At 70.2% G+C, this 23102-nt stretch carries 20 protein-coding genes, 1 tRNA gene and 3 pseudogenes; 12 read left to right on the top strand and 12 right to left on the bottom strand.

The window, feature by feature from the left end; all coding sequences use genetic code 11:
- Positions 1-18: 18 nt before the first annotated feature.
- Entirely contained in the window at positions 19-720 is a 702-nt protein-coding gene (locus tag AC1UKG_RS05840) for a maleylpyruvate isomerase N-terminal domain-containing protein (RefSeq protein WP_026325467.1), read from the top strand.
- Between the two features lie 94 nt (positions 721-814).
- On the opposite strand, the gene AC1UKG_RS05845 is transcribed toward AC1UKG_RS05840, so the two are convergent.
- Positions 815-1684: a DUF1028 domain-containing protein gene (locus tag AC1UKG_RS05845; protein WP_482642067.1), complete on the bottom strand. Its 870-nt coding sequence runs from the start codon at positions 1682-1684 to the stop codon at positions 815-817.
- 100 nt (positions 1685-1784) lie between these two features.
- Here AC1UKG_RS05845 and AC1UKG_RS05850 point away from each other — a divergent pair, with 100 nt between their 5' ends.
- Together AC1UKG_RS05850 and AC1UKG_RS05855 are read left to right on the top strand one after the other, a co-directional pair.
- On the top strand, positions 1785-2759 hold the full coding sequence (locus tag AC1UKG_RS05850; protein ID WP_018745349.1) for an LLM class F420-dependent oxidoreductase: 975 nt from the start codon (positions 1785-1787) through the stop codon (positions 2757-2759).
- The gene (locus AC1UKG_RS05855) at positions 2756-3664 is read left to right on the top strand and encodes an SDR family oxidoreductase (protein ID WP_018814199.1); all 909 of its coding nucleotides are present in this window, start codon (positions 2756-2758) and stop codon (positions 3662-3664) included. Before AC1UKG_RS05850 ends, AC1UKG_RS05855 begins: the two co-directional genes overlap by 4 nt.
- On the opposite strand, the gene AC1UKG_RS05860 is transcribed toward AC1UKG_RS05855, so the two are convergent.
- The 5 genes from AC1UKG_RS05860 to AC1UKG_RS05880 all read right to left on the bottom strand — a co-directional run bounded on the left by AC1UKG_RS05860 (position 3552) and on the right by AC1UKG_RS05880 (position 12153).
- Entirely contained in the window at positions 3552-5846 is a 2295-nt protein-coding gene (locus AC1UKG_RS05860; protein ID WP_482642077.1) for a transglutaminase TgpA family protein, read from the bottom strand. The two genes, AC1UKG_RS05855 and AC1UKG_RS05860, sit on opposite strands and share 113 nt — an antisense overlap.
- A 68-nt stretch (positions 5847-5914) precedes the next feature.
- Positions 5915-7120 carry a DUF58 domain-containing protein gene (locus tag AC1UKG_RS05865; RefSeq protein ID WP_026271401.1) on the bottom strand — a complete coding sequence of 402 codons (1206 nt, stop codon included), beginning with the start codon at positions 7118-7120 and terminating at the stop codon, positions 5915-5917.
- A 3-nt stretch (positions 7121-7123) separates the two neighbouring features.
- Positions 7124-8119: an AAA family ATPase gene (locus AC1UKG_RS05870; protein WP_018745345.1), complete on the bottom strand. Its 996-nt coding sequence runs from the start codon at positions 8117-8119 to the stop codon at positions 7124-7126.
- Between the two features lie 26 nt (positions 8120-8145).
- Positions 8146-10746: a fibronectin type III domain-containing protein gene (locus AC1UKG_RS05875; RefSeq protein ID WP_482642068.1), complete on the bottom strand. Its 2601-nt coding sequence runs from the start codon at positions 10744-10746 to the stop codon at positions 8146-8148.
- Positions 10747-10893: 147 nt separating this feature from the next.
- The gene (locus AC1UKG_RS05880) at positions 10894-12153 is read right to left on the bottom strand and encodes a fibronectin type III domain-containing protein (RefSeq protein ID WP_482642078.1); all 1260 of its coding nucleotides are present in this window, start codon (positions 12151-12153) and stop codon (positions 10894-10896) included.
- 235 nt (positions 12154-12388) lie between these two features.
- Between AC1UKG_RS05880 and AC1UKG_RS05885 the strand changes: the two genes are divergently transcribed.
- Positions 12389-12472 (top strand) — tRNA-Leu (locus AC1UKG_RS05885).
- Between the two features lie 82 nt (positions 12473-12554).
- Here AC1UKG_RS05885 and AC1UKG_RS05890 read toward each other — a convergent pair.
- Positions 12555-12821 (bottom strand): hypothetical protein, encoded by a 267-nt coding sequence (locus AC1UKG_RS05890; protein ID WP_475889663.1) that lies wholly within the window; start codon positions 12819-12821, stop codon positions 12555-12557.
- A gap of 617 nt (positions 12822-13438) precedes the next feature.
- On the opposite strand from AC1UKG_RS05890, the pseudogene AC1UKG_RS05895 reads away from it, so the two are divergent.
- From AC1UKG_RS05895 to AC1UKG_RS05925, 7 genes and pseudogenes are all read left to right on the top strand, one after another.
- Positions 13439-13609: pseudogene (locus AC1UKG_RS05895) on the top strand (helix-turn-helix domain-containing protein); the annotation flags it as partial.
- Between the two features lie 174 nt (positions 13610-13783).
- The gene (locus tag AC1UKG_RS05900; protein WP_482642079.1) at positions 13784-14671 is read left to right on the top strand and encodes a hypothetical protein; all 888 of its coding nucleotides are present in this window, start codon (positions 13784-13786) and stop codon (positions 14669-14671) included.
- Between the two features lie 162 nt (positions 14672-14833).
- The gene (locus AC1UKG_RS05905) at positions 14834-15016 is read left to right on the top strand and encodes a hypothetical protein (protein ID WP_482642069.1); all 183 of its coding nucleotides are present in this window, start codon (positions 14834-14836) and stop codon (positions 15014-15016) included.
- Positions 15016-15243, top strand: a complete 228-nt coding sequence (locus tag AC1UKG_RS05910) for a hypothetical protein (RefSeq protein ID WP_482642070.1) — start codon at positions 15016-15018, stop codon at positions 15241-15243. Before AC1UKG_RS05905 ends, AC1UKG_RS05910 begins: the two co-directional genes overlap by 1 nt.
- Positions 15240-15428, top strand: coding sequence for a hypothetical protein (locus tag AC1UKG_RS05915; protein ID WP_482642071.1), 189 nt, complete (start codon positions 15240-15242; stop codon positions 15426-15428). The genes AC1UKG_RS05910 and AC1UKG_RS05915 overlap by 4 nt, the downstream gene beginning before the upstream one ends.
- A 76-nt stretch (positions 15429-15504) precedes the next feature.
- Positions 15505-16008 (top strand): hypothetical protein, encoded by a 504-nt coding sequence (locus AC1UKG_RS05920; RefSeq protein WP_018814207.1) that lies wholly within the window; start codon positions 15505-15507, stop codon positions 16006-16008.
- A gap of 279 nt (positions 16009-16287) precedes the next feature.
- Positions 16288-18177: a hypothetical protein gene (locus AC1UKG_RS05925; RefSeq protein WP_482642072.1), complete on the top strand. Its 1890-nt coding sequence runs from the start codon at positions 16288-16290 to the stop codon at positions 18175-18177.
- 53 nt (positions 18178-18230) lie between these two features.
- On the opposite strand, the gene lexA is transcribed toward AC1UKG_RS05925, so the two are convergent.
- The 5 genes and pseudogenes from lexA to AC1UKG_RS05950 all read right to left on the bottom strand — a co-directional run bounded on the left by lexA (position 18231) and on the right by AC1UKG_RS05950 (position 22206).
- Complete coding sequence (gene lexA / locus AC1UKG_RS05930) at positions 18231-18881, bottom strand: transcriptional repressor LexA (protein WP_026271407.1); 651 nt, start codon at positions 18879-18881, stop codon at positions 18231-18233.
- Positions 18882-19263: 382 nt separating this feature from the next.
- Positions 19264-19773 (bottom strand): annotated as a pseudogene (locus AC1UKG_RS05935) (AMP-binding protein); the annotation flags it as partial.
- Complete coding sequence (locus AC1UKG_RS05940) at positions 19773-20408, bottom strand: AMP-binding protein (RefSeq protein ID WP_482642080.1); 636 nt, start codon at positions 20406-20408, stop codon at positions 19773-19775. The gene AC1UKG_RS05940 and the pseudogene AC1UKG_RS05935, both read right to left, overlap by 1 nt.
- A gap of 9 nt (positions 20409-20417) precedes the next feature.
- Positions 20418-21719 (bottom strand): annotated as a pseudogene (locus AC1UKG_RS05945) (condensation domain-containing protein); the annotation flags it as partial.
- Positions 21646-22206 carry a DUF2087 domain-containing protein gene (locus tag AC1UKG_RS05950; protein WP_018745007.1) on the bottom strand — a complete coding sequence of 187 codons (561 nt, stop codon included), beginning with the start codon at positions 22204-22206 and terminating at the stop codon, positions 21646-21648. The pseudogene AC1UKG_RS05945 and the gene AC1UKG_RS05950, both read right to left, overlap by 74 nt.
- Before the next feature lie 254 nt (positions 22207-22460).
- On the opposite strand from AC1UKG_RS05950, the gene AC1UKG_RS05955 reads away from it, so the two are divergent.
- Positions 22461-22916, top strand: a complete 456-nt coding sequence (locus AC1UKG_RS05955; RefSeq protein WP_475889673.1) for a hypothetical protein — start codon at positions 22461-22463, stop codon at positions 22914-22916.
- Positions 22917-23102: the final 186 nt, after the last annotated feature.

Here is a 23102-nt window from a genome sequence, read left to right on the forward strand (position 1 = left end):
GCGATGGTGGAACCGACCATGGTGGAAGCGGCCGTCGGAAACCCGCCGGAGCGCACGCCGGTACGGGCGGCGTTTCGGGACGAATGCGTCCAGCTCGCTGCTGAGCTGCGGGATCTGACCGAGGCCGACCTGGAGCGGCCCACCAACTGCCCGCCGTGGACCGTCCGCGAGCTGCTTGCCCACGTGCATGCCGGGGTCGGTCGGCTCGCCGGGATGCTCGCCGCCCCCGCCCCGCCGCGGGTGCAGGTTGACGCCGCCGGCTACTTCGGCGCGGCCAGGTTCACCCCGCCAATAGACGCCGACCGCATCGAAGGTGGCCACCGAGCGGCACGGTCCCTGGATGCCACGACACTCGCCGCCGACCTGGACCGGGCCCTGCGGGCCACGCTCGACGCGGTCGCCGCGCAGCCCCCCGGCCGGTTGGTCCGCACCCGGCACGGTGACGCGATGACGATGGTGGAGTTCCTGCGTACCCGGGTGGTCGAGGTGGGGGTGCACGGCCTGGACCTGGCCGCGGCGCTGGACCGGCAGCCGTGGCTGACCCCGGCCGCCGCCACCGTGGTGGCCGACCTGCTCACCGGTGGACATCCGGTGCCGGCCGCCCTGGGCTGGGACCGGCTGACCCTGATCCGCAAGACGACCGGCCGGTCGCCGTTGACCCCCGGCGAGCAGGCGACCGTTGCCGCCGTCGACTTCCGTTGGCTGAGCTTCGCGCCCTGAACGCTGCCGGTGCGGCTCCGAGACCTCCGCTGGAGGAGTTGCATCCGGATCAGCCCCCGAGACCGCCGTGCTGCTGGGCTCGGCGCCAGTTCGCTCAGGACGCGGGTCGGGCGCGGGGCGCGGGAACCTGCGGGGTGGCCCGGCGTAACTGCTCCAGCACGACCGGGTCGATCCGGCCCGGCACCAGCCGCCGCTCCAGGTTCTCCAGACCCGCCCAAGCGACCAGTGCCTCCTGCGGAGCCGCCGGATCGGCGGAGTGCCCGAGCGCGGTGAGCAGGCCGGCCACCTCGACCGCGAGCGGCCCGGTGAGGTCCAGCAGGGTGCCCGGGTCCGGACGGCTGAACAGCCGGGTGTGGGCGGCGAGAAGCCGGCCCAGCTCGGTGACCGGATCCGGGTGGTCGTCAACCCGCAGATCGATCAGGATGTCGCCGGTGCCGGCGTACCCGGCGCCACGCTTGACGACCAGCAGCCCGGCGCTCTGCCGCCCGCGCCGGTCCCCACCCGCCTCGTCTCCGGCACGCAACGCGGCCACAAGGCGCTGCGGGAACGGCAGCCCCCCGCCACCGAGCCAGCCGTCGCGGACCTCGTCGATCACCTGCGGACCGGCGAGGATGTTGCCCTGCGCAGCCCAGCCATCCCCGGACTGCCCGCCCGCCCAGGGGCGGCAGGCCGGCCCGGTCCAACCGGCACCTGGGCCGGTCGCACCCACGACACCGAGCTGGCGATGGTCGCGCTCGTCGTCGGCGGCGACCAGCCCGGCGACCACGCCCGCCGCGCCAACCCCGGTCCGTAGCAGCGCCAGGCCCTGCGGCCGGTAGGCCAGGTTCACGTGTGCCTGGGTGGCGATCGCGCCCACCTCGGCCTCCGCGGCGGGCACCAGCGCCCCGGCCGCGAGGAACCTGCTGGCCACGACCACTCCGTGTAGCCGGCCGTCAGCGGAGCAGGCGACGAGGGAGAAAGTCACGAGCCGCAGCGTAGCGCGGTGACCGGGCCGGGAGGCCAGACCAGATCTTGCCCACCGCCCGCCGGCCGGACATCATCGACCGATGACGACGCGATGGGGCATGACGGTACCGTTGAGCGGCATCCCGCTGGCCGACCACGCCACGGTCTACCGCGCACTCGACCAGGTCGGCTTCACCGACGCCTGGTCGGCCGAGGTGAACGGGGCGGACGCCTTCACACCGCTGGCGCTGGCCGCCGCCTGGGCGCCGCGGCTGCGGCTGGGCACCGCGATAGCACCGGTCTTCACCCGCGGACCGGCTCTGCTCGCGATGAGCGCCGCCGCCCTCGCCGAGACCGCCCCCGATCGGTTCGCCCTCGGCATCGGCGCCTCCTCGCCGGTGATCGTCCGGGACTGGAATGCCGGCGAGTTCAGCGAGCCGTACCGGCGTACCCGCGACGTGCTCCGTTTCCTGCGCGCCGCCCTGGCCGGAGAGACAGTCGACGGAGCGTACGACACCTTCGCCGTCCGGCGCTTCACCCTGGAACGCCCGCCGGCCGTCCCCCCGTCGCTGCTGCTCGCCGCGCTGCGCCCCGGCATGCTGCGGCTCGCCGCCGCCGACGCCGACGGCGTGATCCTCAACTGGCTCGCCGCCACCGACCTGCCGCAGGTGCTGGGCGCGCTCGGCCGACGTCGCCCCGGCTTCGAGGTCGTCGCGCGGATCTTCGTCTGCCCGACCACGGACGCCCGGTACGCCCGCGCGCTGGGCCGCCGGCTCATCACCAGCTACCTGACCGTCCCGGCGTACGCGGAGTTCCACCGCTGGCTGGGGCGCGCCGAGGTCTTCGACCCGATGTGGACGGCCTGGGCCGCGGGAGACCGGCGGGGCGCCGGGGCGGCGGTGCCGGACGAGGTGGTGGACGCGCTCGTCCTGCACGGCAGCCCCCAGGAGTGTCGGGCCCAGGTGCAGCGGTACGCCGCGGCCGGGGTGGACGTCCCCGTGCTGGCGCTGCTGCCAACACCCGAGCTGGCAGCCGGCGACGCCGCGGCACTCCTCGATGTGCTGGCCGGGCTGGGCGGGGGTGAGCTCCGATGAACCTCACCGACCGGGTGGCAGTGATCACCGGCGGGGCCGGGGGGATCGGGTCCGCGCTGGCCCGGCGGTTCGCGGCAGAGGGAGCGGCGGCCGTGGTGGTAGCGGATCTGGACCGCACGGCCGCCCGCGCGGTCGCCGACGCGGTCGGCCCCGTCGCCCGGCCCGTCCAGGTGGACGTCACCGACGAGGAGCAGGTCCACGCGCTGGTCGCCGAGACCGAGCGACGCTACGGGCGGATCGACCTGTTCTGCGCCAACGCGGGCGTGGCTACCGGCGGGGGAGTGGCCGCCCCGGACACCGACTGGGATCGGGCCTGGCGGGTCAACGTGCTCTCCCACGTCTACACCGCCCGGGCGGTGCTGCCGGCGCTGCTCGCCCGGGGCGGTGGGCACCTGCTCATGACCTGTTCGGCCGCGGGTGTGCTGACCGCGGTGGGGGACGCGCCCTACGCCGCCACGAAACATGCTGCCGTCGCCTTCGCCGAATGGCTCGCCATCACCTACCGAGATCGGGGCATCCGGGTCAGTGCGCTGTGCCCACAGGGAGTAGACACCCCGATGCTCTCCGAAGGGCTGGCCGCGGGGCACCTGGCCGCCCGGGTCGTCGCCGCCTCCGGCACGGTGCTCACCCCGGACCAGGTGGCCGACGCGGTGGTCATCGGGCTCGCCGAGGAACGGTTCCTGATCCTGCCGCACCCGGAGGTCGCCGAGTACGCCCGCCGCCGCGCGGAGGATCCCGATGGCTGGCAGGCCGGGCTCCGTAAACTCGTTCGCCGGCTGACCGGGACGACAGTCAGGTCCGGGCGCTCCGCCGGCGCCGATCCGCCCGGTCCCGAACCAGCGGACCAGGGTGAACCGGCCACAGCAGACGGCGCCACCAGGGACGGGCCCCCCGCAGCGCCGTGACATACGCCCGGGCGATCGCCACGGCCCGCTCCGCCTGCTGCGCGGTGAGCGTGCCCGGAGCGAAGGCCACCCGGTTGAGCAGGTCCGCCAACTCGGTGACCCCCACCGCCGCGACCGGTGGCGGCTCACCGTCGCCCCCGCGGGCTTTCACCAACACGTCGCGCGCCACCACGGCGACCTCGGTGGCGGCCAGATCACCGGTAGCCGGCTGCCCAGCGAGCCGCAGTGCGTCGGTCACCTCCCGCCAGGCGCCATCCACCCGCTCGCCGGGGGAGCCCCGCTCCAGCCGGCCCCGGCTCAGCGCCCCGCGTAGCCACAGCAGCGTCAGCAGCAGCATCGCCGCCAGAGTCAGCCCAGCCCCGACCGCAACACCCCCGACCAGCAGCACCGACGGTGAATCGCCGGCGGCGTCCGCCGGCCCCACCGGTGCGCCGGCGGCCTGCGAAGTGGCCGTCGGCCCCGTGCTCGGCGTCGGCGTCGGCGACGGCGGCTCGTCCGGTGGGGGACGCAACCCCTCCTCGACCGGCCGAGGCTCGGTGTCCGGCTGGGGCAGCGGATCGAACGGCACCCAGCCCAGCCCGTCGAACAACACCTCCGGCCAGGCGTACGCGTCCGCGGCCCGTACCGGCCCGTCGCCCGCTGGCCGGAAACCGACCACCACCCGGGTCGGTAGCCCCACCAGCCGGCCCAGCACCGCGAACGCCGCCGCGAACTGCTCCGACGTTCCCCGCTGCCCGCCCGCGTCGCGCGGGCCGAACAGGAAGAACTCCAGATTCGGGTACGCGTGCCCGCTCGGGGAGTCCGGAACCAGCCGGTAGTGCGCGGCGAGGAACTGCTCCACCTCAACAGCCCGCTGGTATGGGGCGCCGGCCGACTCGCCGAGCTGCTCCGCCAGCTGGCTCAGCGACTCCGGCACCCCGTCGGCGACCCGCAGCACCCGCGCCACCTCCGCGCCGGCCGGCACATCCGCGATAGCCAGCAGGTTGGCCTCCGGCCGCTCCCGGGCGGACGTCACCGTGTACCGCAGCCCGGGGGCCAGCCCTTCCGGGTGGATCAGGGTCCCGGTCGCCGGGTCGTACGCCACCCGCGCCCCGGTCACCTCCCGCGGGGTGGCGACGGCCGGCAACAACCGCCCGGTCAACTCGGCGACGGTGAGCTCCTGGCGGACCGTCTCGACGATGCTCCCCGGGGCCGGTTCCGTCGCCGGGAGGATCCGGCCGGCGTTGCGGTACGTCGCGCCGACCTGCCAGGTAACCCCGTCATAGTCACTGAGCACCGCCAGCCGGATCCGCGCCCCGGCACCCGCCGGGTCTGCCTCGTCGGTGGCGAGGGTCGTCACGTCCAGCAACTCCTGCTCCGGATACAGCGCCCAACCAGAGATGCGGATCAACGGATTCTCGTCCAGCGAGTCCACGCGGGGCGGCTCCACATACCGGCGCGGATCAACCGGTCGGCCGCCGATCATGCCGGCCAGCACTGGACCGAGTAGGACCGCCAGTGCCACCACGACCGCCATACCGGCGGTGGACGCCCCGACGAGCCGGACCCGCGCCGCCGCGCGCGCCTTCGGCGGCAGCCCCGCCATCCGGTCCGCACCGGCCGGTCGGACCCGTCCCGGCAACGCGAGCCCAACCACCGCCACCGCCACGAAGACCAGCGTCGGCCCGACCGCCGGCTCGGCGTTCGGCCCGACCAGGTAGACGGCGCCCGCGAAGAGCAGCACCGGCGGCAGGTACCCGAGCAGCACCCGACCCGCCCGCACCGTCACCTCGCCGGCGGCCAGCCCGGCCAGCCAGGCGGCCACCACCGGAACGAGGACCGTGTCCGGCGTCGGCTCCACCGGAATCATGGCGGTCAACAGTCGGGGGATACCGTTGCGGGCGGCCTCGCCCGCAACCTCCACGAGCGGGCCGGGCAGGTCGGCGCGATCAGCGGCGACCCGCAACGACCACAGCGTCCACGCCGCCAGGCCCAGGACCGACAGCGGCGCCACCAGCCACGAGGGCAGCCGCCGACAGAGCACTCCCACCAGCACCGAGCCGGTCGCGGCACCGGCAACCAGCAGCGGGAGCAGACCCCCGGCGTACATCCGCCCGAGGACCACCCCAGCCAGCGCCACCAGCACGACCAGCACCACCGCCAGCGGCAGCTCCGAGGTCAGAAACGACCCGGGTGCGGACACCTGTGCGACCCCGCGGCTCCTGCCCGCGGGGAGACCGGCATCGCGGCGGGCACCGCGCTCGGACATCCTCACCACCGTCGCACCCGATCCCACTCGGCGGCGAACGCGGCCCCGTCCACAGCGTCGATCACCACCAGGCCGGTCGTCGGCGACTGTGCCGGCTCCGCCGCCCCGAAGACCCCGACAACCACCGACGGGTACGCGCCCCGGAGCGCACCGAACCGGCCGAGCGTGGCCCGCCCGCCCGGACCGGTGAGCGCGATCAGCGTGTCACCGAGACGATCCCCCCGCAGCCGGGTCAGCGTGGCGTCCAGGGTGTCGGCACCAAGTCCCGCCGCCGCCAACCGGTCCAGCGGGCCCGCCACCCCGGCACCCGGCGCACCCGCCGCGCCGACCTCCTGCTCCCGGCCGGTCCCCCCAGCACCCGCCGCGTCGGCCTCCTCCTCCGGAGCCACCAGCACCAGCACCACCGGCAGGTCGGCCCGGTACGCGGCGGTCAGCACCGACGCCGCCGCCTCACACGCCGACTCGAACGACTCCGCCAGCCCCGCCGACCGCCGCGGATGAGCCACCGCCCGGTTGTCCAGCAACACCACCAGGCGAGGCAGGCTGGTGTCCACGTTCTCCCGGACCATCAGCTCACCCACCCGCGCGCTGGTCCGCCAGTGCACCCGACGCAGCTCGTCCCCGACCACGTACTCCCGCAGTGAGTCGAAGGTGATCGAACCATGCGGGACGGAATCCACCCGACCATCCAGGCTGCGCCCCGCGCCGGTGGGCACCACGTTCAGCGGATGGACCCGCGGATGCACCCACACCGGCACCGTCTCGCCGTACGGGCGCGACAACGACACCAACCCCAGCGGGTCCCGCCGCATCACCCACAGCGGCCCCACCGGCACCACACCGCGGCGGGTCGTCGGCACGTCGTACCGGGCGGTGGTGTCCTTCCCCGGTCGCAGCCGCAACACCGGCACCGGCACCGGCAGCCCGCCACAGCGGTCCTCGGCGACCAGGTTCGCCGAGGAGAGCTGGCCACTGTTGTGGACGGTCACCGTCATCGTCGCCGGCTCACCGCGCCCCACCCGGTCCGGTTCGGCCCGGCGGACCACCGACAACCGGGGCCGCCACGCGGCTACCGCCAACGCGTAGCCGCCCGCGGTCGCCCCCGCCGCACCCAACAAGGCCAACTCCGGGTACGCGAACCGGAAGCCCGCCGCCAGCAGGGCAGCGGCAGCAACACCCAACCCGACCCCCCGGGCAGTAACCCCCACCGCTCAACCGCGGACCGCGGCGGCCTGCCCGGACGGCAGCGGCACCGGCACCGAGGCGACGGCCTGGCGCAGCACCTCCGTCGGGGTTACCCCCCGCACCTGCGCCTCCGGGGTGAGCAGCAGCCGATGCGCGAAGACGGGCTCCGTGAGCAGCTTCAGATCCTCCGGCATAATCCAACCCCGTCCATCGATCAGCGCGTACGCGCAGGCCGCCCGCGTCAACGCGATCACCCCACGCGGGCTCACCCCCACCCGAACCTGCCGATGGTCCCGGGTCGCCGCGGCGATCCGCACCGCGTACGCGTACAACGGCTCGGCGATGTGCACCCGGCGCGCCATCCGCACCATCTCCTCGACCGTCGCGGTGTCGGTGACCGGGGTCAGCGCCTCGGGAGAACGCGCCGTCGCGCCCCGCAGCACCTCCACCTCCACCGCCTCATCCGGATAGCCGACCGACAACTTCACCAGGAACCGGTCCAACTGCGCCTCCGGCAGCCGGTACGTGCCATCCATCTCCACCGGGTTCTGCGTCGCCACCACCAGGAACGGCTGCGGAACCGGATGGCGCACCCCGTCCACGGTCACCGTGCGCTCCTCCATCACCTCCAGCAGCGCCGACTGGGTCTTCGGCGACGCCCGGTTGATCTCGTCGGCGATGACGATGTTGGCGAAGACCGGCCCCGGATGAAACTCGAACTCCCGGCTGGCCTGGTTGTAGATCGTCACCCCGGACACGTCCGACGGCAACAGGTCCGGAGTGAACTGGATCCGCCGCCACTGCCCCTGCACCGTGGCGGCGACCGCCCGGGCCAGCGTCGTCTTACCGACCCCCGGCACATCCTCCAGCAGCACATGACCCCGCGCGAAGAGGGCCGTCAGGGCCAACCGGACCACCTCCGGCTTGCCCAGAACAACCGCGTTGATGTTCTCGGCCAACCGGGCGGCGAGGGCGGCGAAGCCCTGCACCTCCGACTGACCGAGCAACTCGGGGGAACTCACGCTGGTGCTCCTTGCCTGGCGTCGGTTCAGCAGGTTGGCAGAACGTTGATGTCGTCACCACCGTCGAGGTTCAGCCAGGCCCACGGAATGTAGTTGCGCCCCTGGAAGTCGACCTGCACCCACCACGTGCTCTCCTTGTGCCCGTTGTAGACGTAGGCGTACACCTCTTCGCCCGACTGCCGGCAGTACGCCTTCAACCGCGTGCCCGGCTTGGCCCACCCGACCTGCCGGGGGTCATCCTGCCGCGGCACCGAGAAGACCTCGTTACCGTTGCGGCCGTCAACGTCGGCGTCACAGTAGGTAGCCTGGTCCCCGGAGTCGCCGTTTTCGCAGGTCGCCGTCCCGTACAGCACCGCGGTCGACTGCGCCCGGGTCGCGCTGCCCGGGCCGGCCGCGTTCGTCGCCGTCACCGTGAACGTGTACCCCGTGCTCGGCGTCAGCCCGGACAACGTGATCCGGGAACACGGGCCGGACGTCGCCGGCTTACCGCTGGTGCTGAGCGCGCAGGTCGCCCTGCCGCCACCGGCATCCACAGTGAAACTCACCGTCACCGAGGTGGCAGTCGCCGACGAACCGGTCACCGTCACCTTCGGCACGGCCACGGTCTGCGCGGTGACCGTCGCCTCCGGCCCCGGCCCGGCCTCGTTGACCGCCCGCACCGTGACCGTGACCTGCTGCCCGTCACCCAGCCCGCCGACCGTCGTCCGAGTGTCGGTCACCTCGCTCTGCTGACCGCCCACGTCCACCAGGTACGCCGTCACCGGCCGGCCGTTCTCCGCCGCCGGCCCCCACTGCACCGCGATTGTTCCCGGCTGCTCCGGCACCGTCGTGGCCTGCAACTCCACCGGTTCCCCCGGCGGCGCGTACGGGACCACCGTGTTACTCACCGGCGAGGCCGTCGAACCCGCACCCTTGTCATTGACCGCGACGACCGAGAATGCGTACTGCCGGCCGAACTCCAACTCGCCCGCCGGCACCACCAGCTCTGTCCCGGTCGCCTCCCCGGCCAGGGAGTTCGTGCCGGCCGAGGTGGCCGTCACCACGTACCGGTTGATCGTGTTGCCCTGCCCGTTCGCCGCCGGCCAGCGCACCGCGACCGTCCCGTCCGGGCGTGCCTCGGCGGTCGCGCTCGCGGGCGGGTCCGGCACCTCCGCCGTCGGTGTCACCGGATTACTGGTGCGGGCCGGACCGTCCCCCTTGGCGTTGACCGCGAACACCGAGAACGCGTACGTCTCCCCGTTGGTCAGCCCCTTGATCTCCACCGCCCGCTGGTTGGCGCCGACCTCGACGCGCTGCCCACCGCCAGACACCACGTACTTGATGATCTCGGCGTTATTGGCGGCGGCAGCCCGCCAGCTCACCCGGGCCTGGGCGTCCCCGGCCGCCGCGGTGACCGCCTGCGGTGGACCCGGCCGGCTCTCCTTCGGCTTCTTCGGCGGCGGGGGCGGCGGCGGGGGAGCGGGCGGCGGGTCACCCCCCAGCACATCGTTGGCGTACTTGTCGACCTCCCGCATCCGGTGCCGGTCATCGACCACCCGGGCGGTCGACGCGTCCGGAGCATTGATGAACAGGTGGTTCTCCCGAACCTCCAGCTCAAGCGGACCAGCCGGTGCGCCGGACATCGACTCGACCAGCCGGCCGGACTCGTCGAGCACATACACGGTGCCGGTGGCCTCGTCGGCACAGTAGAACCGACCCGCCCACCACACCGCCGGGCTGAGGTCGCCCCCATCGCCGGGCACCGTGAAGTTCGTGACCACTCCGCCGGTGACCACGTGCACCTGTCGTTGCGACGGCACCGTCACCGGCACCGCCGACCCGTTGGTGCGGGCGGGCAGCACCGCCGGTGCGGAGGTCACCAGCGGTGTCCGCGTCACATCCCCCTGGCGCACCATGATCAGTGAACCTGCCGTCCGGTCGAGCACCGCCACCCCGTCGTCCAGCGCCGAGACCATCAACTCGTGATGCGGTTCGGTGATGTCGTACGTCTCGATCAGCTCTGGGTTCAGGCCCCCCTCGGCGGCGGAAGACGGTGACGGCAGCGGCGCGGCGCTGATCGCCGAGACGGTTCCCTCACTCGGCACCGCAACCCACAGGCGACCCGCACCATCAAATGAGCCACCGGTGATGCCGGGGGGAAAGTGGACCGAGTTGCCGATCGGTGTCAGCGACCGCGGGTCGAGCTGCCGGACCACGCCCTGCACCGCGTCCACCACGAAGGCCGCCTCCTCGTGCAGCACGACGTTCACCCCGAGACCGGGCGTGGTGGGGGAGGTCGCGAGGATCCGCAACGTGGCGAGGTCCAGCGAACTGACCTGGCCCGTGCTCAGATCCCGCAGAACGAGCAGCCGGTCGGTCTGGGCGACCTGCACCGGATGCTGCCGCGCACCCGGAACCTCCAGCCGGGTATCCACCCGCGCCGTCACCCCGTTGACCCGAGCCAACTCACCGCGAACACTGCTCCACAGCCAGGAACTGGCGTCGAAGGTGGCCACCGCGTTGTCAGCGGCGCCCACCCCGAGCACAGTCAGCCCCATCGCCGCCAGCAGCGCCGTCACAGTGGCGATGGTGACCAGCCCACCACGAAACCGGCGGCGTGGAGTCCCGACATCGTTGACGGTGGCCACAACCAACTGCCTCCCCGTATCGTTCACGCAGGTGACGGGTCCGAAACGGCGGCCCTCCCGGAAGTCGGGTGCCATCCTATTTGGCGTGGCAACGTTGGGGGAACCCGTACCGTCCGCCACTGTGCACGCAGCGTACTTCCGGACGAGTTACCGCTCGCGATTGGTGCACACCTGCCCGGAGGTGGTGAACGTCTCCGTGGAATACACCGCCAGCACCGTGAAGCAGTAGTCCACCCCGGCACTCAGACCATTGAGCGTGTAGCTGGTCCGCCCCGGCTCCACCCGATCCTTCGCCCCCAACTGCTGCCCTGCCTGACCGGCGGCAACCACGAACGGAACAACGCCGCCGGACGGATCCGTCCAGGTGAGAGTCACCGAGGTCAGGTCATCCCGCAAACTCAGCTCCGTCGGCGGCGGCGCACTCTGGACCCCGCTCGGCGTTCCCGCCGCCGACGCCCGCGGCGTCTCCGGTAGCGGAGCGACCGCCGGATCGGTCCGAAGAAACATCACCACACCCGTGCCGACGATCGCCACCGCGGCCACGCCCGCCGCGGCGAGCACCGCGACCACCGCGGTCCGGTTCCGGCCGCGCCGCCGCGGCTCCGGTGCCGAAGGCGTGGCAGGCAGCAGACCGACCACCGTGTCATCCATCATCCGAGGTGGGTCCGGCGTGGGTTCACCGGCCGGAACCCCAGGTGCGGGGGAGGCGTCGGAAGTGCCGTACGTGGATCGCGGTCCCCAAGGCTGGTGTGGTCGGGGCCGTCGCCTGCCGCCGTGCCCGTCCGGCCTCGGTCCGGCCGCCGGCCGCTGCGGTGTCGCAGGGCCGGCATCATTGGGAGACAGACCCGGTCGAGACGGCGCGGCCTCCGGTGGAACCGGTGGCTGCGTCCGTCGAACGTCCGAGGGCGGCGCCGCGACCATCCCGGCCCCCGGACGCCCCGGGCTGCGCTGCGCGGGGAACGCAGAGCTCGGGGTACCGGAGCCGTCAGCTGGGCCGGTCTCGGCGAGGTAGGCCCGCGCTGCGCGGACCGACGCATGGTCGGCGCCGAGCGTGGCCGGACCGGCGGTCAAGATCCGGTGGAAGTTGCGGCGGGCCTCGTGTCGGTTGCCAAGCTCGTCCGCTACGGTCGCCAACTCGAAGACGAGCGCCAGCAACAGGGAATCGGCGTCCGACCGGAGACGCTCGGCCGCCGCGAGGGCCTCCTCCAACACCCGACGGGCGGCGCTCGGGTCGCCGCCCTCCCGGTGCAGCCGCGCCAGGAGGTGTGCGGCGCCGAGCACCTCGGGATGATCAGGGCCGTACGGTGGCGGATGGGCCGACTCCACCACGTCGGTGAGGAGTTGACGCGCGCCGGCCAGGTCACCGGCGTGACGCAGAGCGAGAGCCCGATGCTGCACCGCGGCCAAGGTAGAGGGCGAGGGATACGACACGTGGCCATGCTGCCGGCCCGCCGTGCCCGACGCTACTGCCACAGCCCTCCTGTCCGGTATTGCCACCCGCCTCCTGTCCGGTATTGCCCCCGCCGAGAGCCGATGTGCATGATCCATCCGGGCGGTGTACAGTAACTCCTCGTGCGGCCCGCCGGGTAGCCGACAGGTGAGAAGATCACTTCGGTAATCAACGGTAGGCTGGACGAGGCAAGTCCGGGTGGCGGAATGGCAGACGCGCTAGCTTGAGGTGCTAGTGCCCGTATAGGGCGTGGGGGTTCAAGTCCCCCCTCGGACACTTAAATATGATCTCCTGCAATGCAGGTCAGGCCCCCTCCGGTGAGGGGGCCTGATTCGTTGTAGGGGACAGGTAGGGGAACTCAGTTTTGACCGTCGGTCCTGCGGCGCATGGCCCCGTCGGCATACCCCTTCGCGTAGCCCCCACGTCGAGCCTCCTCCAACTCGGCGGCGAGCTGTTCGCGGAGGTGAACCTCCAACAGGTGCCGCTGATCGACGACCGTCGTCCGCCTGCGGGCGCCTGCCTGGGCGAGCAGTTCACCCAGGACGAGTCCTGGCGCCGCACCTCCATGTCGTGGCCCATCCCGTCGATGGCATCCCGGCAGTGCCGGACCTCGTTCCGGAGCCACGCGTTCTCCTGTCGGAGGCGCCGGTTTTCCTGCTGGTGTAGGCGTTCGCGCTTGCTGGTCATTGCGCGCTGGTAGGCGGCGTTGGCCACGCGGGCGACCAGTGGCATGGCGGGGCGACGGCGACGGTGGGGGTGGGAGGGATAGTTCATGCGCTGTCGAAGACCTCCATTGAGTGCTGACGGGAGCGTGCTAGTCGAACACACGTACGAACAGATGGGAAGACTTCTCGTAGGCGTGTCGATGAATCCGCCCGGCTGGGGCGGCGATGGTGCGCGACCGAGGGCCACGACCCAGTACGAAGGTCCCCCGTCACCGTTGCTCGTGATCACTGATCAGCCGGAACAATTTTAGTAGCGTATCCATAGTAGACAAGTGATATCGGCGAATGGTTCTGGCCGGCCGTCCAGTGACGTTTTGAATGTCCGCTACTTCATAGCGGACAGCTCGAACCTGTTCGGAACCACCATTCCGTGGTAGGGCGTACGCCACGACGCGCCGGAACATCCATACGGGCAGGTGACGGCGTGACGTGCAGGCGGGGAGTACCGTCGATGCTGGCGGCCCGCCGGGGTTGAGGCCGGCGGCCCGCCGCCCAGTCCTCAACCTGGGAGGCCAACGTGGCATCTGTCGGTGAACACCTCGCTCGAACGAGACGTCAGAGCAAAATCACGCAAGAGCAGCTCGCGGAAGCCTCAGGCGTCAGCGTCGAGATCATCCGTAAGTTAGAGCAGGGAATCCGCGACTCAGCCCGGTTGGACACCCTGCACGCTCTAGCCCGAGCGTTGGCGGTGCCCACGACAGCATTGATCGGGGACGCGTCGCGGGCGGCGGCTCGTAACGAGCCGGACCACCGACCACTATCGCTGGCGGAGATTCGGCGGGCGGTGGCCCCAGTGCGTGGCCTCGCGGGCGCTCTCTCGCCCCCGCGGACCGAAGAGCCGTTGCCCCTTGATTCGCTTCGGGTGCGGCTAGAAACCGCTGATCGCCTGTATCAGAGCAACGACTACGCGGCGACGTTGACGGCGTTGCCGTCGTTGCTGCTGGATGCTCGGGTCACCGCGGAGGCTGCATCAGACGCCGACCGAGCCGCTGCGTATGCGTTGCTCGCTCGGAGCCGTCACCTCACCGGCAATTTCCTGATCCAGCTACGGGCCGGCGACCTGGCCCAGATAGCCCTTACCGAGGCGTTGGATGCGGCCCAGCGGGCCGGCGACAGTGTAGTCGGGGCGACTGTGATTCAGGGGATGTGCTGGCTGCTGATGCGGCAGGGGCGCCTAGCGGAGGCTACTGAGCTAGCAATTTCGACCGCCGACCAGATCGAGCCGCAGTTTCGGCGGGCCACACCTGCGGAGCTATCCGCGTGGGGGTGGCTGCTGATGGGTGCCGCTGCCGCCTATGCGCGCGACAATCAGCCCGATACTGCCACCGAAGTGGTGGACGCCGCTCATGCCGCGGCGGTACGAATTGGCGAGCGGCGACCCGAGCCCGGGCATTTGATGATGGTGGGTGGCTTCGACACGCACCGTGTGCAGATGCAGCGAGCCGAAAATGCGGCAGTCGCCGATAGCCCTGACCGTGTCCTTGAGTTGGCGAGACTGGTGCCACCGGGGCCGACGCCGGTGGGGTCGAGTTGGCAGCGACATCGTTTGGATGTGGCGTGGGCGTATGCGCAGCAGCGGCGGTATCCAGAGGCGACCAACACACTGGTGGAACTGCGAGAGTACGCGCCGGCATGGCTTAGGCAGCAGCGGTACGCGCGGGACATCGTGCAGAGCATTACGGAGCGGCGACGGCGGGCCATGTCCGCCGAGTTGGCCGACCTAGCCGCGCTGGTTGGTTCGCCCGCGTGAGCTCGTACACCGCGTACTAGTTGGCCCATCGACATTCATTTGTGGCACGGAGCGTACCTGGAGCAGCACTAGACCAACCCTCATCCTCAATGTGACACCCCAGTTACCCGGCGTTACCCCCGTTGCGTCGGGTAACTGGGGCCATCGAGGGTGAGGGAGCGCATGATCCGGATATTCCGCAGACTCCGCCGCCGACCCGCACGGCTGGACGCGGTCGGCCCCGCTACCCGGTACGCGGCGCGGGCCGGCGCCTACCACCCGCTGTGGGACCAGCCGACGGTGCTCCTCGATACGCGGCCGTTGCTGACCCCGCTGGCCCGGCAACCGGCCAACCGCCGCCGGTGATGGCCGCCCACGGCCGGCCTACTCCGGCCGGCCTGTCGGCGGCGCAGCTACGCGCCCGGATGATCCTGTCCGCCCGGCGGATCATCACCGGGCACTGGCCGCGGGTGGACCGGTGCCCTGTGTGCGGTTGTGGGTGGCCGTGCCCGCCCACCGAGACCGCATACGACTACCTCGGCTCCGTCGGGCAGGGCAACTGGGCGCCCCCGCAGCGCCGGGGCCGGCGGTGACGCCCGCCGACGCGACCGTCCGCCGCTGGTGGCGGGACCTGAACGAGCACCGGCAGGTCGACGGACGCTGCCCGGTGTGCGGCACCCCGCGGCGGTGCTGGCCGTGGGCGGAGGCATATGCCGGGCTGCTCACCCATGGCCTACTTGGATCGTCCTACCCCGGGTCCGCCCGATCCGTTTCGTGACTACTCTTGGGGGCGCACTTGGGAACTCCGGCGCGGGTAACCGTCCCTGCGACTGGACAGCCCACAGGATGGTCGGATGACGATGAGCCCTGTGCAGCCTGGCCTGTTTGGCGACGATGATGTCGAGCCAGTGATGATGTCGTTGAACCCTGTCTATTACGAGCTGATGTGGTCCGGTGAGAAGCGGTATGAGTTCCGGCGCCGGTTCCTGGCGGGCCGGCCGGCGCGCTGGTATGTCTATCTGACCGCCCCGGTGGCCCGTCTCGCCGCCGTCATTGACCTTGGTCCGGCTGTCGTGGACACGCCGCAGCGAGTCGCTGACATCGCCGAGCGGGCCCGCGTTGGCAACGGTGAGAGCGTGTTCGCGTACGTGCAGGACCTGCCTCAGGCGTACGCGATTCCGATCTTGCGTGTTGTGGAATATCCGGGAATGCCGTTGGAGCAACTCAAGGCCGAGCTCGGCGCGTTCGCGCCGCCCCAGGGCTATATCAGGCTGCTCAATCACCCTGAGTTACTGAGTGTCTGCGAGAAGGTCACTTCCGACTCAGCGACCCGCGAGATGACCGTGCGCGGTCATTAGCGGGCGATGGCCGGACTGGTTGGAGGTGGAGATCATTGCTCGTCGTCCGGCGTCACACAAAGATCCTTCTCCGCTGCGGCGCGCCCGACTTGGTCGGGGGGTGGACGTTGGAAAACGTCGTTGAGGCGGGCCCTGCTCCGTGAGGGCGGTGCTTCCACCGGCGTACTGGTAGGTAAGCGTCACCGACCCTGGTGATGCCGACGGCATCACTCATCACCGACAGCCCGGGAGGAGCCGCGACTTCGGTTCGCGTCTTGGTCGTGCGAGGATTCGAGCACCATGACAGATGATGTGCATAATGCCTCCGCTGATGGACTCATCATCGAGCCAGTACGAGACGCGCCCGCTGATCTTGTTGAGTTCGGGAGACAGTACTGGGCGTTCCATGATCTTGAAACTGGGAGCAGCGAGGAAGAGTTCCCCTGGCATTACTCACTGCCCGATCTGTACTTGCTACATGGCATGCCATATCGGCTGTTCGATGCATCGGCTGCTGCTGGCGTCCACGCCATCGTCCCGGGTGCTACGTGTGAGGGTTGCGGCGCTGAGCTGGTGCTGCGCTGCCGCGAGGACATGGAGGACTACGTTGACGACGGGATCATGGATGTCTGTCGAGGCTGCGACGATGGGTTCTCATTAGAGGTATCCAGAGAGGCAACGCCTAGAGCCGCGCAACGTCGATCCGCCGCCCGGCAGCGGTCGGCGCGCAACAGGGCAGTGGCCGTAGCTGAAGCTGACTGGGAACGAGAACTCCAGGATCATGTCGCTGAGGCTCATGGCTCGGATGCGCCAGCCGAACTCGATCCTGACTCGCTGACCACTGTTCCCATGGTCGCAGTGCTGGGGGCGCTGACCCTACTCCGCGGCGGACACGAAACGAGCCCGGTGATCCAGAGCGCCGAAGGCGGACCTCTCCCTTTTGCGCCGATGCCGGAAATCGGCGCTGCGGCCCTGGACGAGACGCTACGAGCGGGTGTGCTTCGGGTGCATCCGTCTTCGCCCGTCGCGGTGTGTCGCCAGCAGCAGTCGTTTCGCGAGGCGCTGGAAGCCGTTAGCGACGATCCGGCCCGATTGGGTTCACCCGTTTGCGCTGGCACCGATCTATCTTGGGCGTATTGGCACCTACCCGGTGCCACAGCAGACAAGCCGGTGATTCGGCGCCGCACTTTTGACCGCGCGTTAACTCAGCGACTCGCTGGTCTGCGTCTGGCGAGCCAACGACGCACACCTGGGGATACTGACCACGTTGCGATCCTACAATGGACGTCGGTCATTATAGCGGGTGAAACGTTCCGCGCCTTCAATGATCGAATTAAGCAGTTTGATCTACCGGATCTGCCGCCCCGGCATGCTGGTACAGCATATCGGGCGGTTTTGAACTTGGCAGAGCAGCTGGATCTGCACTCCTGTCTGGCACACGCCGATTTTGCCGTGCGGCAAGCGGCTGAACGAGTGCGCCCCTCAACTCGTGGCTGGCACAGCGCCAGCATCTACGCACTGCAGATACTGGTCGACGGGTGCCGGCATCCTTGGTCGCAACAGAAGCGACGTTGGACACTCGACCTGGCAGTGGAGCGGAAGCGACTGTCCGCCTTAACGTGGCAGTTGTTCCAGGCTTGCTGCGGCATCCCACCGCTGGATGCCTCCGTTAGCCGCGTCCGTAGCATCCTTCCCGGTCTCGCTCCTGACGCCTTACCGCCTTCGGAAATAGCGACTTCGATTACCACAGCTCTCTCGAACCCGACGGCCGCGGCGATCGAGGCTGTTGACTCGTTGGTGCAAACCGCAACGCTGGTCGCGCTGACCGAGGGCCGTAGTGTCACTGACCAGCTCACGCTACGCCGCTGGGAGAGTGAGCACGTTCTCACCCATGCCCACCGCGAGTGGCTAAGCCAAGTAGGCAGCCTAAATCAGATCGTGCCGATCATGTTCGGTGTAGCCATCGCCGATGAGATAGGCGTGCAGAAACGGCTCGCGAACATGGTGGCCCGATGGTTGATTCATCAACCATCGGAGGAGGCAATAAACATGTTAATCGATTTCGAGGCTGACTTCGGGCCGTTCGCTAGCTATCCGGCCCTCACCGAGGCACTGATCCGGATGTGTGTAACGAGCTTGCTGAGCCCTACCGGGTGGTTGCCCTTCCATCAGGACTCAGACCCCGTCTAATGTTGGTATCCACCCCAGCACTGATCTCTCGCCGCACGCTACTGGCGGACACCTCAGCTACGACGCAGCACACAGACCACCTTGCCGAGAATCGTCGCGCGGTCACCGGGGATGACGGGGTAGCGCGGGTTGCGGGGTAGCAGGTTCACGGCGCCATCGCTGATGTGCAAGACCTTGACGGTGGCCTCCTCGTCGATCATCGCGGCAACAATGTCGCCACTGTTAGCGACCGGTTGCTGCCGCACCACGACGACATCCCCATCCGCGATACCAGCTTCGATCATTGAATCTCCGCGGACCTGCAACGCGAACAGCTTTCCGTGGCCAACGAGCTTCCTGGGCAACGTCAGGACTTCCTCGAGGTACTCCTCGGCCAGAATTGGAGCGCCGGCTGCGATCGAGCCCAGCAGTGGAACCTGAACGACAGAGCGCACGTCCGGACCGCCAGAGGCGCCTGGGCGTCGCGATGGGCGGGCGTCAACGGCGCGTGGCCCACGTGCAGCCCGGCGCAGGAAGCCGCGCTGTTGAAGCACCTTCAGGTGGTACGCCACCGACGATGGGGACCCAAGCCCGACCGCAGCGCCGATCTCCCGCACCGTCGGTGGATACCCGTAGCGCTCGACCCACTGCCGTATCACGGCCAGGATCTGCCGTTGACGAGGACTCAAGCCGGACAGGTCTGGAGGCAGTTCCGAGGATGTCATCTTCGGACGATACCCCTCGATTTCGATCAAATGTACTAATTAGTCTCCGTGGCCAGCTCGGTTTCCCGGGTCGCCGCCGACGCACCACCGGCGGTCCTTCTGGGCTAGCCAGGCGTGGGTGTGCACCCGGCGGGCCTAGCACGACAACGGCAGCGGCGTTGACACCCGGGATCGAACGCAGCGTGTGCTCGATCTCGCCCAGCTCGATGCGTCGGCCCCGGATCTTGACCTGGTGGTCGCTGCGGCCACAGAACTCCAACTGGCCGTCGGACCGCCGCCGGACTACGTCACCCGTGCGATACATCCGGCTGCCGGGGCGGGGGTCGAACGGGTCGGCCACGAATGTCATGGCGGTACGCCGGGCGTCGCCCAGGTACCCCTTCCCGACGACAATACCGCCGACGTAGAGCTCCCCGGGGGCACCTAGCAGCGCCGGCCGCAGATCCTCGTCGAGGACGTACAGTCGGCTGCCCCGCGTCGCCCGACCGATGGGGGTGCGGGGGCCGTGCACCGGATCGTCCGATCGGATCACCGCATGCGCGACGTCGTCGGAGCACTCCGTCGGTCCGTACATGTTGACCAACGGTATGTCCGGATAGAAGCTGGCCCATCGCCGGCATGTCGACGGCGGCAGCGCCTCGCCGGTGACCGCGAGCCGACGCAGGGCGAGCCCGGGACGGGGATTACCGGCGTCCCAGTCGTCCAGCGCGGCGTCGAGGAGGCTGGGCACCACCTGCAGCATGGTCCAGCGTTCTCGGGCGGCCAGCTCGAACAGGGCCATCGGGCCGCGTGCCACGTCGTCGGGAACCGGCCGTACGGTTCCACCGAACAGCAGCGGAGTCATCATTTGCCAGACCGAGATGTCGAAGGTCAGCGGCGCGGTCGAGGCCATCAGTTCCGGCAGGTGATCGACAGGGCCTCGGCCTCACCGAGTATGTTGTTGATCATGCCGTCGGCGCGGACCAGCGCGCCCTTGGGCCGGCCCGTCGACCCCGAGGTGAAGATGATGTACGCGGTGTCGGTCGCCGTCTCCTCGTATGGTCCCGGTTCCTCGCCGTCGCGGCCGACGACGAGCGGTTCGGGTAGCCCGGCGGCGGCTGCCAGCTCCAGACCCGCCTCCTGGGTGGCCGGAACGGTCAGGAGCAGGCCGGCGGCGACCTGCTCGAGGAACTCGGTGTTCCGGCGTACCGGTGTGGCCGGATCGAGGGGAAGGTAGACGCCGCCGAATTCACGAATGGCCAGGACAGCGGTGACCACCTCGGCACCGTGGACCGCCAGCGACGGCACGATCGTTCCGTGCCCGGCTCCCGCGGCCTTGAGCCGAGCGGCGAGCCGGCTCGCGCGGGCGATCAGATCGGCGTAGGTCACCGTCTCGTCGTCGGCGACAATCGCCGGGCTCCCGGGTTGTCGGGCCGCGACCTCCCGCAGACGCCGCACCAGGCCCACGTCGATGCCAGGATGGGCGGCACGGTGCACCTGCGCATCTGAGTCGTCGCCGCTCAACGGCAGGTCACCGACGCGGACCATGGGATCGCGGGCCACGACACCCAGAGTTTCGACTGTCCAGCGGCCGAGCCGGAGAACGAACTCCCGGCCGTACCTGGTGTTGTCGTAGCTGAGCTGCAGCACCGGACCGGTACCGGTCCGTTCGCTGAAGTCCCAACTCAGGTCCAGTTTGGCGGCCGACAGGGGCAGCTTGACCGGCGTCACCTCCAGGCCGGGCAGTTCCGGGAAGCCGTCGTCCGCTCGGTGATACTCGACGCTGAGCTGGAAGAGCGGATGGTGACTGCCGCGGGCGGGATTGACCGTGGAGACGATCCAGTCGAACGGGATCTCCTGGTGGGCGAACGCGGTCAGCGCCGCCTGCCGGACCTCGCCGAGCAGGCCGGTGAACGACTGCGTGGCGTCCACCCGGGTGCGGATCAGTAGCGGGTTGTTGAAGAAGCCGACCACCTCTTCGAGTGCCCCGTCGTGGCGCCCGGCGACGACCGTACCCAGAGGGAGATCCGGTCCGGCGCCGATCCGGAACAGCACCGCCGCGACGGCAGCGTGCACCATCATGTACGGCGTGACCCGCTCCCGCCGAGCCAGAGCGTTCAGGGCCGCCCAGTCCGGGCTGGGCACCTCGAACCAGGCGTCGTGCCAGTCCTCCGCCTCCGTCGGGGCGACCGCGTCACGCGGAATGTTGAGCTCGTGCGGCATCCCGTCGAGCGCCGCCCGCCAGTGCGCCAGCATCCGCTCGCTGTAGGCGGTCGGCATGTCCTGGTCCCCCAGCAGCCCGCGCTGCCAGGCGGCGTACTCCGCACACGTTACCGTCGGGTCCGGCCGGTCCAGCCCGCCCGATCGGTAGGCCTCGGCGAGATCGCTGAGCAGGAGCACGTCGGACTGCCCGTCGGTGGCGATGTGGTGCAGCAGCAACAGCAGAACGTGGTCGTCCGGTCCGGAGGACACCAGATGCGCACGGAAGGGCACCTCGGCGGTCAGGTCGAACGGTGTCCGGGCCAGCTCCCCCACATCGGTGCCGTCCGGGTGCCGGCGCAGCCCGGGGTAGCGGTGGCCGCCGGCCGGCAGCACTCACTGACCCTGGTCACTGACGAGGGTGCGCAGCACCGCGTGCCGCTCGACGACTGCGGTGACCGCCCCGGCCAGGGCGGACTCGTCCAGCCGGCCCCGGAGCCGGACGGCGATCGGAACGTGGAACGCGGTGTCGGCCGGGTCGGCGCGGTGCAGGAACCAGAGGCGGCGCTGGGCGGCGGAGAGCGGGTCAGCCGAGACCGATTGCATCCATGTATCTTTCTGCTTCGCCCGTCGCCGGGAGAACGTCCGGGGTACGGGCATAGACACCCTGGACGCGGAACATGAGCTGATGGTCGATCAGGTAGCGCCGGATCGCAACGTGGTCGACGCCGCTGCCCTCGCACCAACGCTCGAGAACGGCGTTCACCGCCTTTTCGTCGAACGTGTTCTTCTCATCGAACGACTGCTCCACGATGTGGGCGAGCACGGTGTGCCGCCGGGTACGTTTCGACGGCAGGCTGGTCAGGCGGCCGTCCTGCACGAACCGGCTGACGTCGTCCCGGGGGCTGGGTGCGGCCTCGGTCTGCAGGAGACCCCGCAGTCTCTCGTGGTTGACGCGAAGGGCGCCGTCGTCGTTGGTGAGGAGCCCGATGGACTCCAGTCGTCCGATCGCGGCTTGCACGCCGCGGGCGTCCACGCTCGCCCGGGACCTGATCTCGTCCCGGCTGGAGGCTCCGAGTGCCACTGCCGCGAGCACCCGGAATCGCTGCGGATCGGCCAGAGCCTTGATCACATCGGTCGCTTCCATCCGGCGATCATAGGCAGGTCGGACATCGACATCGCCTACCACCCTGCCCGGGGTCCGGGCGCGGCCGCCGGGGTTGGAGGGGCCGGATACCGCGGACGTCTTCGCCCCGTGGTGCCGGTCGCTGTCGTGTGGAGCTGCACTAGTCTTTGATCATGATTGTTCAACGGCGCTCGAGCTGAGCCGGAAGCAAGCCGGCCCTGTCCGGGCGGTTCGAGTTCGGCTGGCCGGACTTCCACGAGGAGTCGCTCCGCGCGATGCGCGCCGAACCCCGATGGTTGACCGACTGTCTCGAGGAGACGGACGGCGGCGTGCTGCTCGGTGCCCTTCAGGTCTCCTGGCCTCGGCGCCCGGGGATCCCGCGCGGCCTGCTGGATGATCGAGTCGGGGCCATCCTGCCCGGTCCCGCCGAGCGTGTCCTGGTGGTCGGTGGCACTACCCGGTACGTGGGTGGAGCGCTGGTCCGGTCCCGCACCGACCCGTGGGCTTCGGCGGCTGTCCTGCGCACGATCGCCCGGCGGGCGGCCGATCTCGCGGCGGAGCAGGAGGCGACGATGGTGGCGCCGGCCGTGCCGCACGATCAGGTGCCGATTCTCCAGGAGGCGTGGCCGGGGGCCCGCTGCGTACCCGGTGACCTGTGGGCGGCCACCAGCTCGAACAGCCTGGCCGACTGCGGATCTTCAGGCTCCATATCTTGTCCCTTCTGTCGGTGAGGCCCTGCAGGATTCCGCAGAGCGCGCGCGACTCGACGGGCTAGTACTGCAGCGGCAGGTGGTCAGGGGTAGCCGTGTCGTCGGTAGTGGCTGGTGCGGGCTTGGTGTTGGCGTCGTCGGCGCCATCGGGACCAGGCCCAGACGCGTTCTGGTGGGTGGGTTGATCGCACTACGAGTGTGGTGAGC

The sequence above is a fragment of the Salinispora sp. CH2A1_6 genome (assembly GCF_056820975.1).

Excerpts from the sequence above, each read along its gene's own strand:
- AC1UKG_RS05840 (WP_026325467.1), top strand. The coding sequence starts at position 19 with ATGGTGGAAGCGGCCGTCGGAAACCCGCCGGAGCGCACGCCGGTACGG.
- AC1UKG_RS05850 (WP_018745349.1), top strand. The coding sequence starts at position 1,785 with ATGACGGTACCGTTGAGCGGCATCCCGCTGGCCGACCACGCCACGGTC.
- AC1UKG_RS05855 (WP_018814199.1), top strand. The coding sequence starts at position 2,756 with ATGAACCTCACCGACCGGGTGGCAGTGATCACCGGCGGGGCCGGGGGG.
- AC1UKG_RS05905 (WP_482642069.1), top strand. The coding sequence starts at position 14,834 with ATGATCCGGATATTCCGCAGACTCCGCCGCCGACCCGCACGGCTGGAC.
- AC1UKG_RS05910 (WP_482642070.1), top strand. The coding sequence starts at position 15,016 with ATGGCCGCCCACGGCCGGCCTACTCCGGCCGGCCTGTCGGCGGCGCAG.
- AC1UKG_RS05920 (WP_018814207.1), top strand. The coding sequence starts at position 15,505 with ATGACGATGAGCCCTGTGCAGCCTGGCCTGTTTGGCGACGATGATGTC.
- AC1UKG_RS05925 (WP_482642072.1), top strand. The coding sequence starts at position 16,288 with ATGACAGATGATGTGCATAATGCCTCCGCTGATGGACTCATCATCGAG.
- lexA (WP_026271407.1), bottom strand. The coding sequence starts at position 18,881 with ATGACATCCTCGGAACTGCCTCCAGACCTGTCCGGCTTGAGTCCTCGT.
- AC1UKG_RS05940 (WP_482642080.1), bottom strand. The coding sequence starts at position 20,408 with ATGGTCCGCGTCGGTGACCTGCCGTTGAGCGGCGACGACTCAGATGCG.
- AC1UKG_RS05950 (WP_018745007.1), bottom strand. The coding sequence starts at position 22,206 with ATGGAAGCGACCGATGTGATCAAGGCTCTGGCCGATCCGCAGCGATTC.
- AC1UKG_RS05955 (WP_475889673.1), top strand. The coding sequence starts at position 22,461 with ATGCGCGCCGAACCCCGATGGTTGACCGACTGTCTCGAGGAGACGGAC.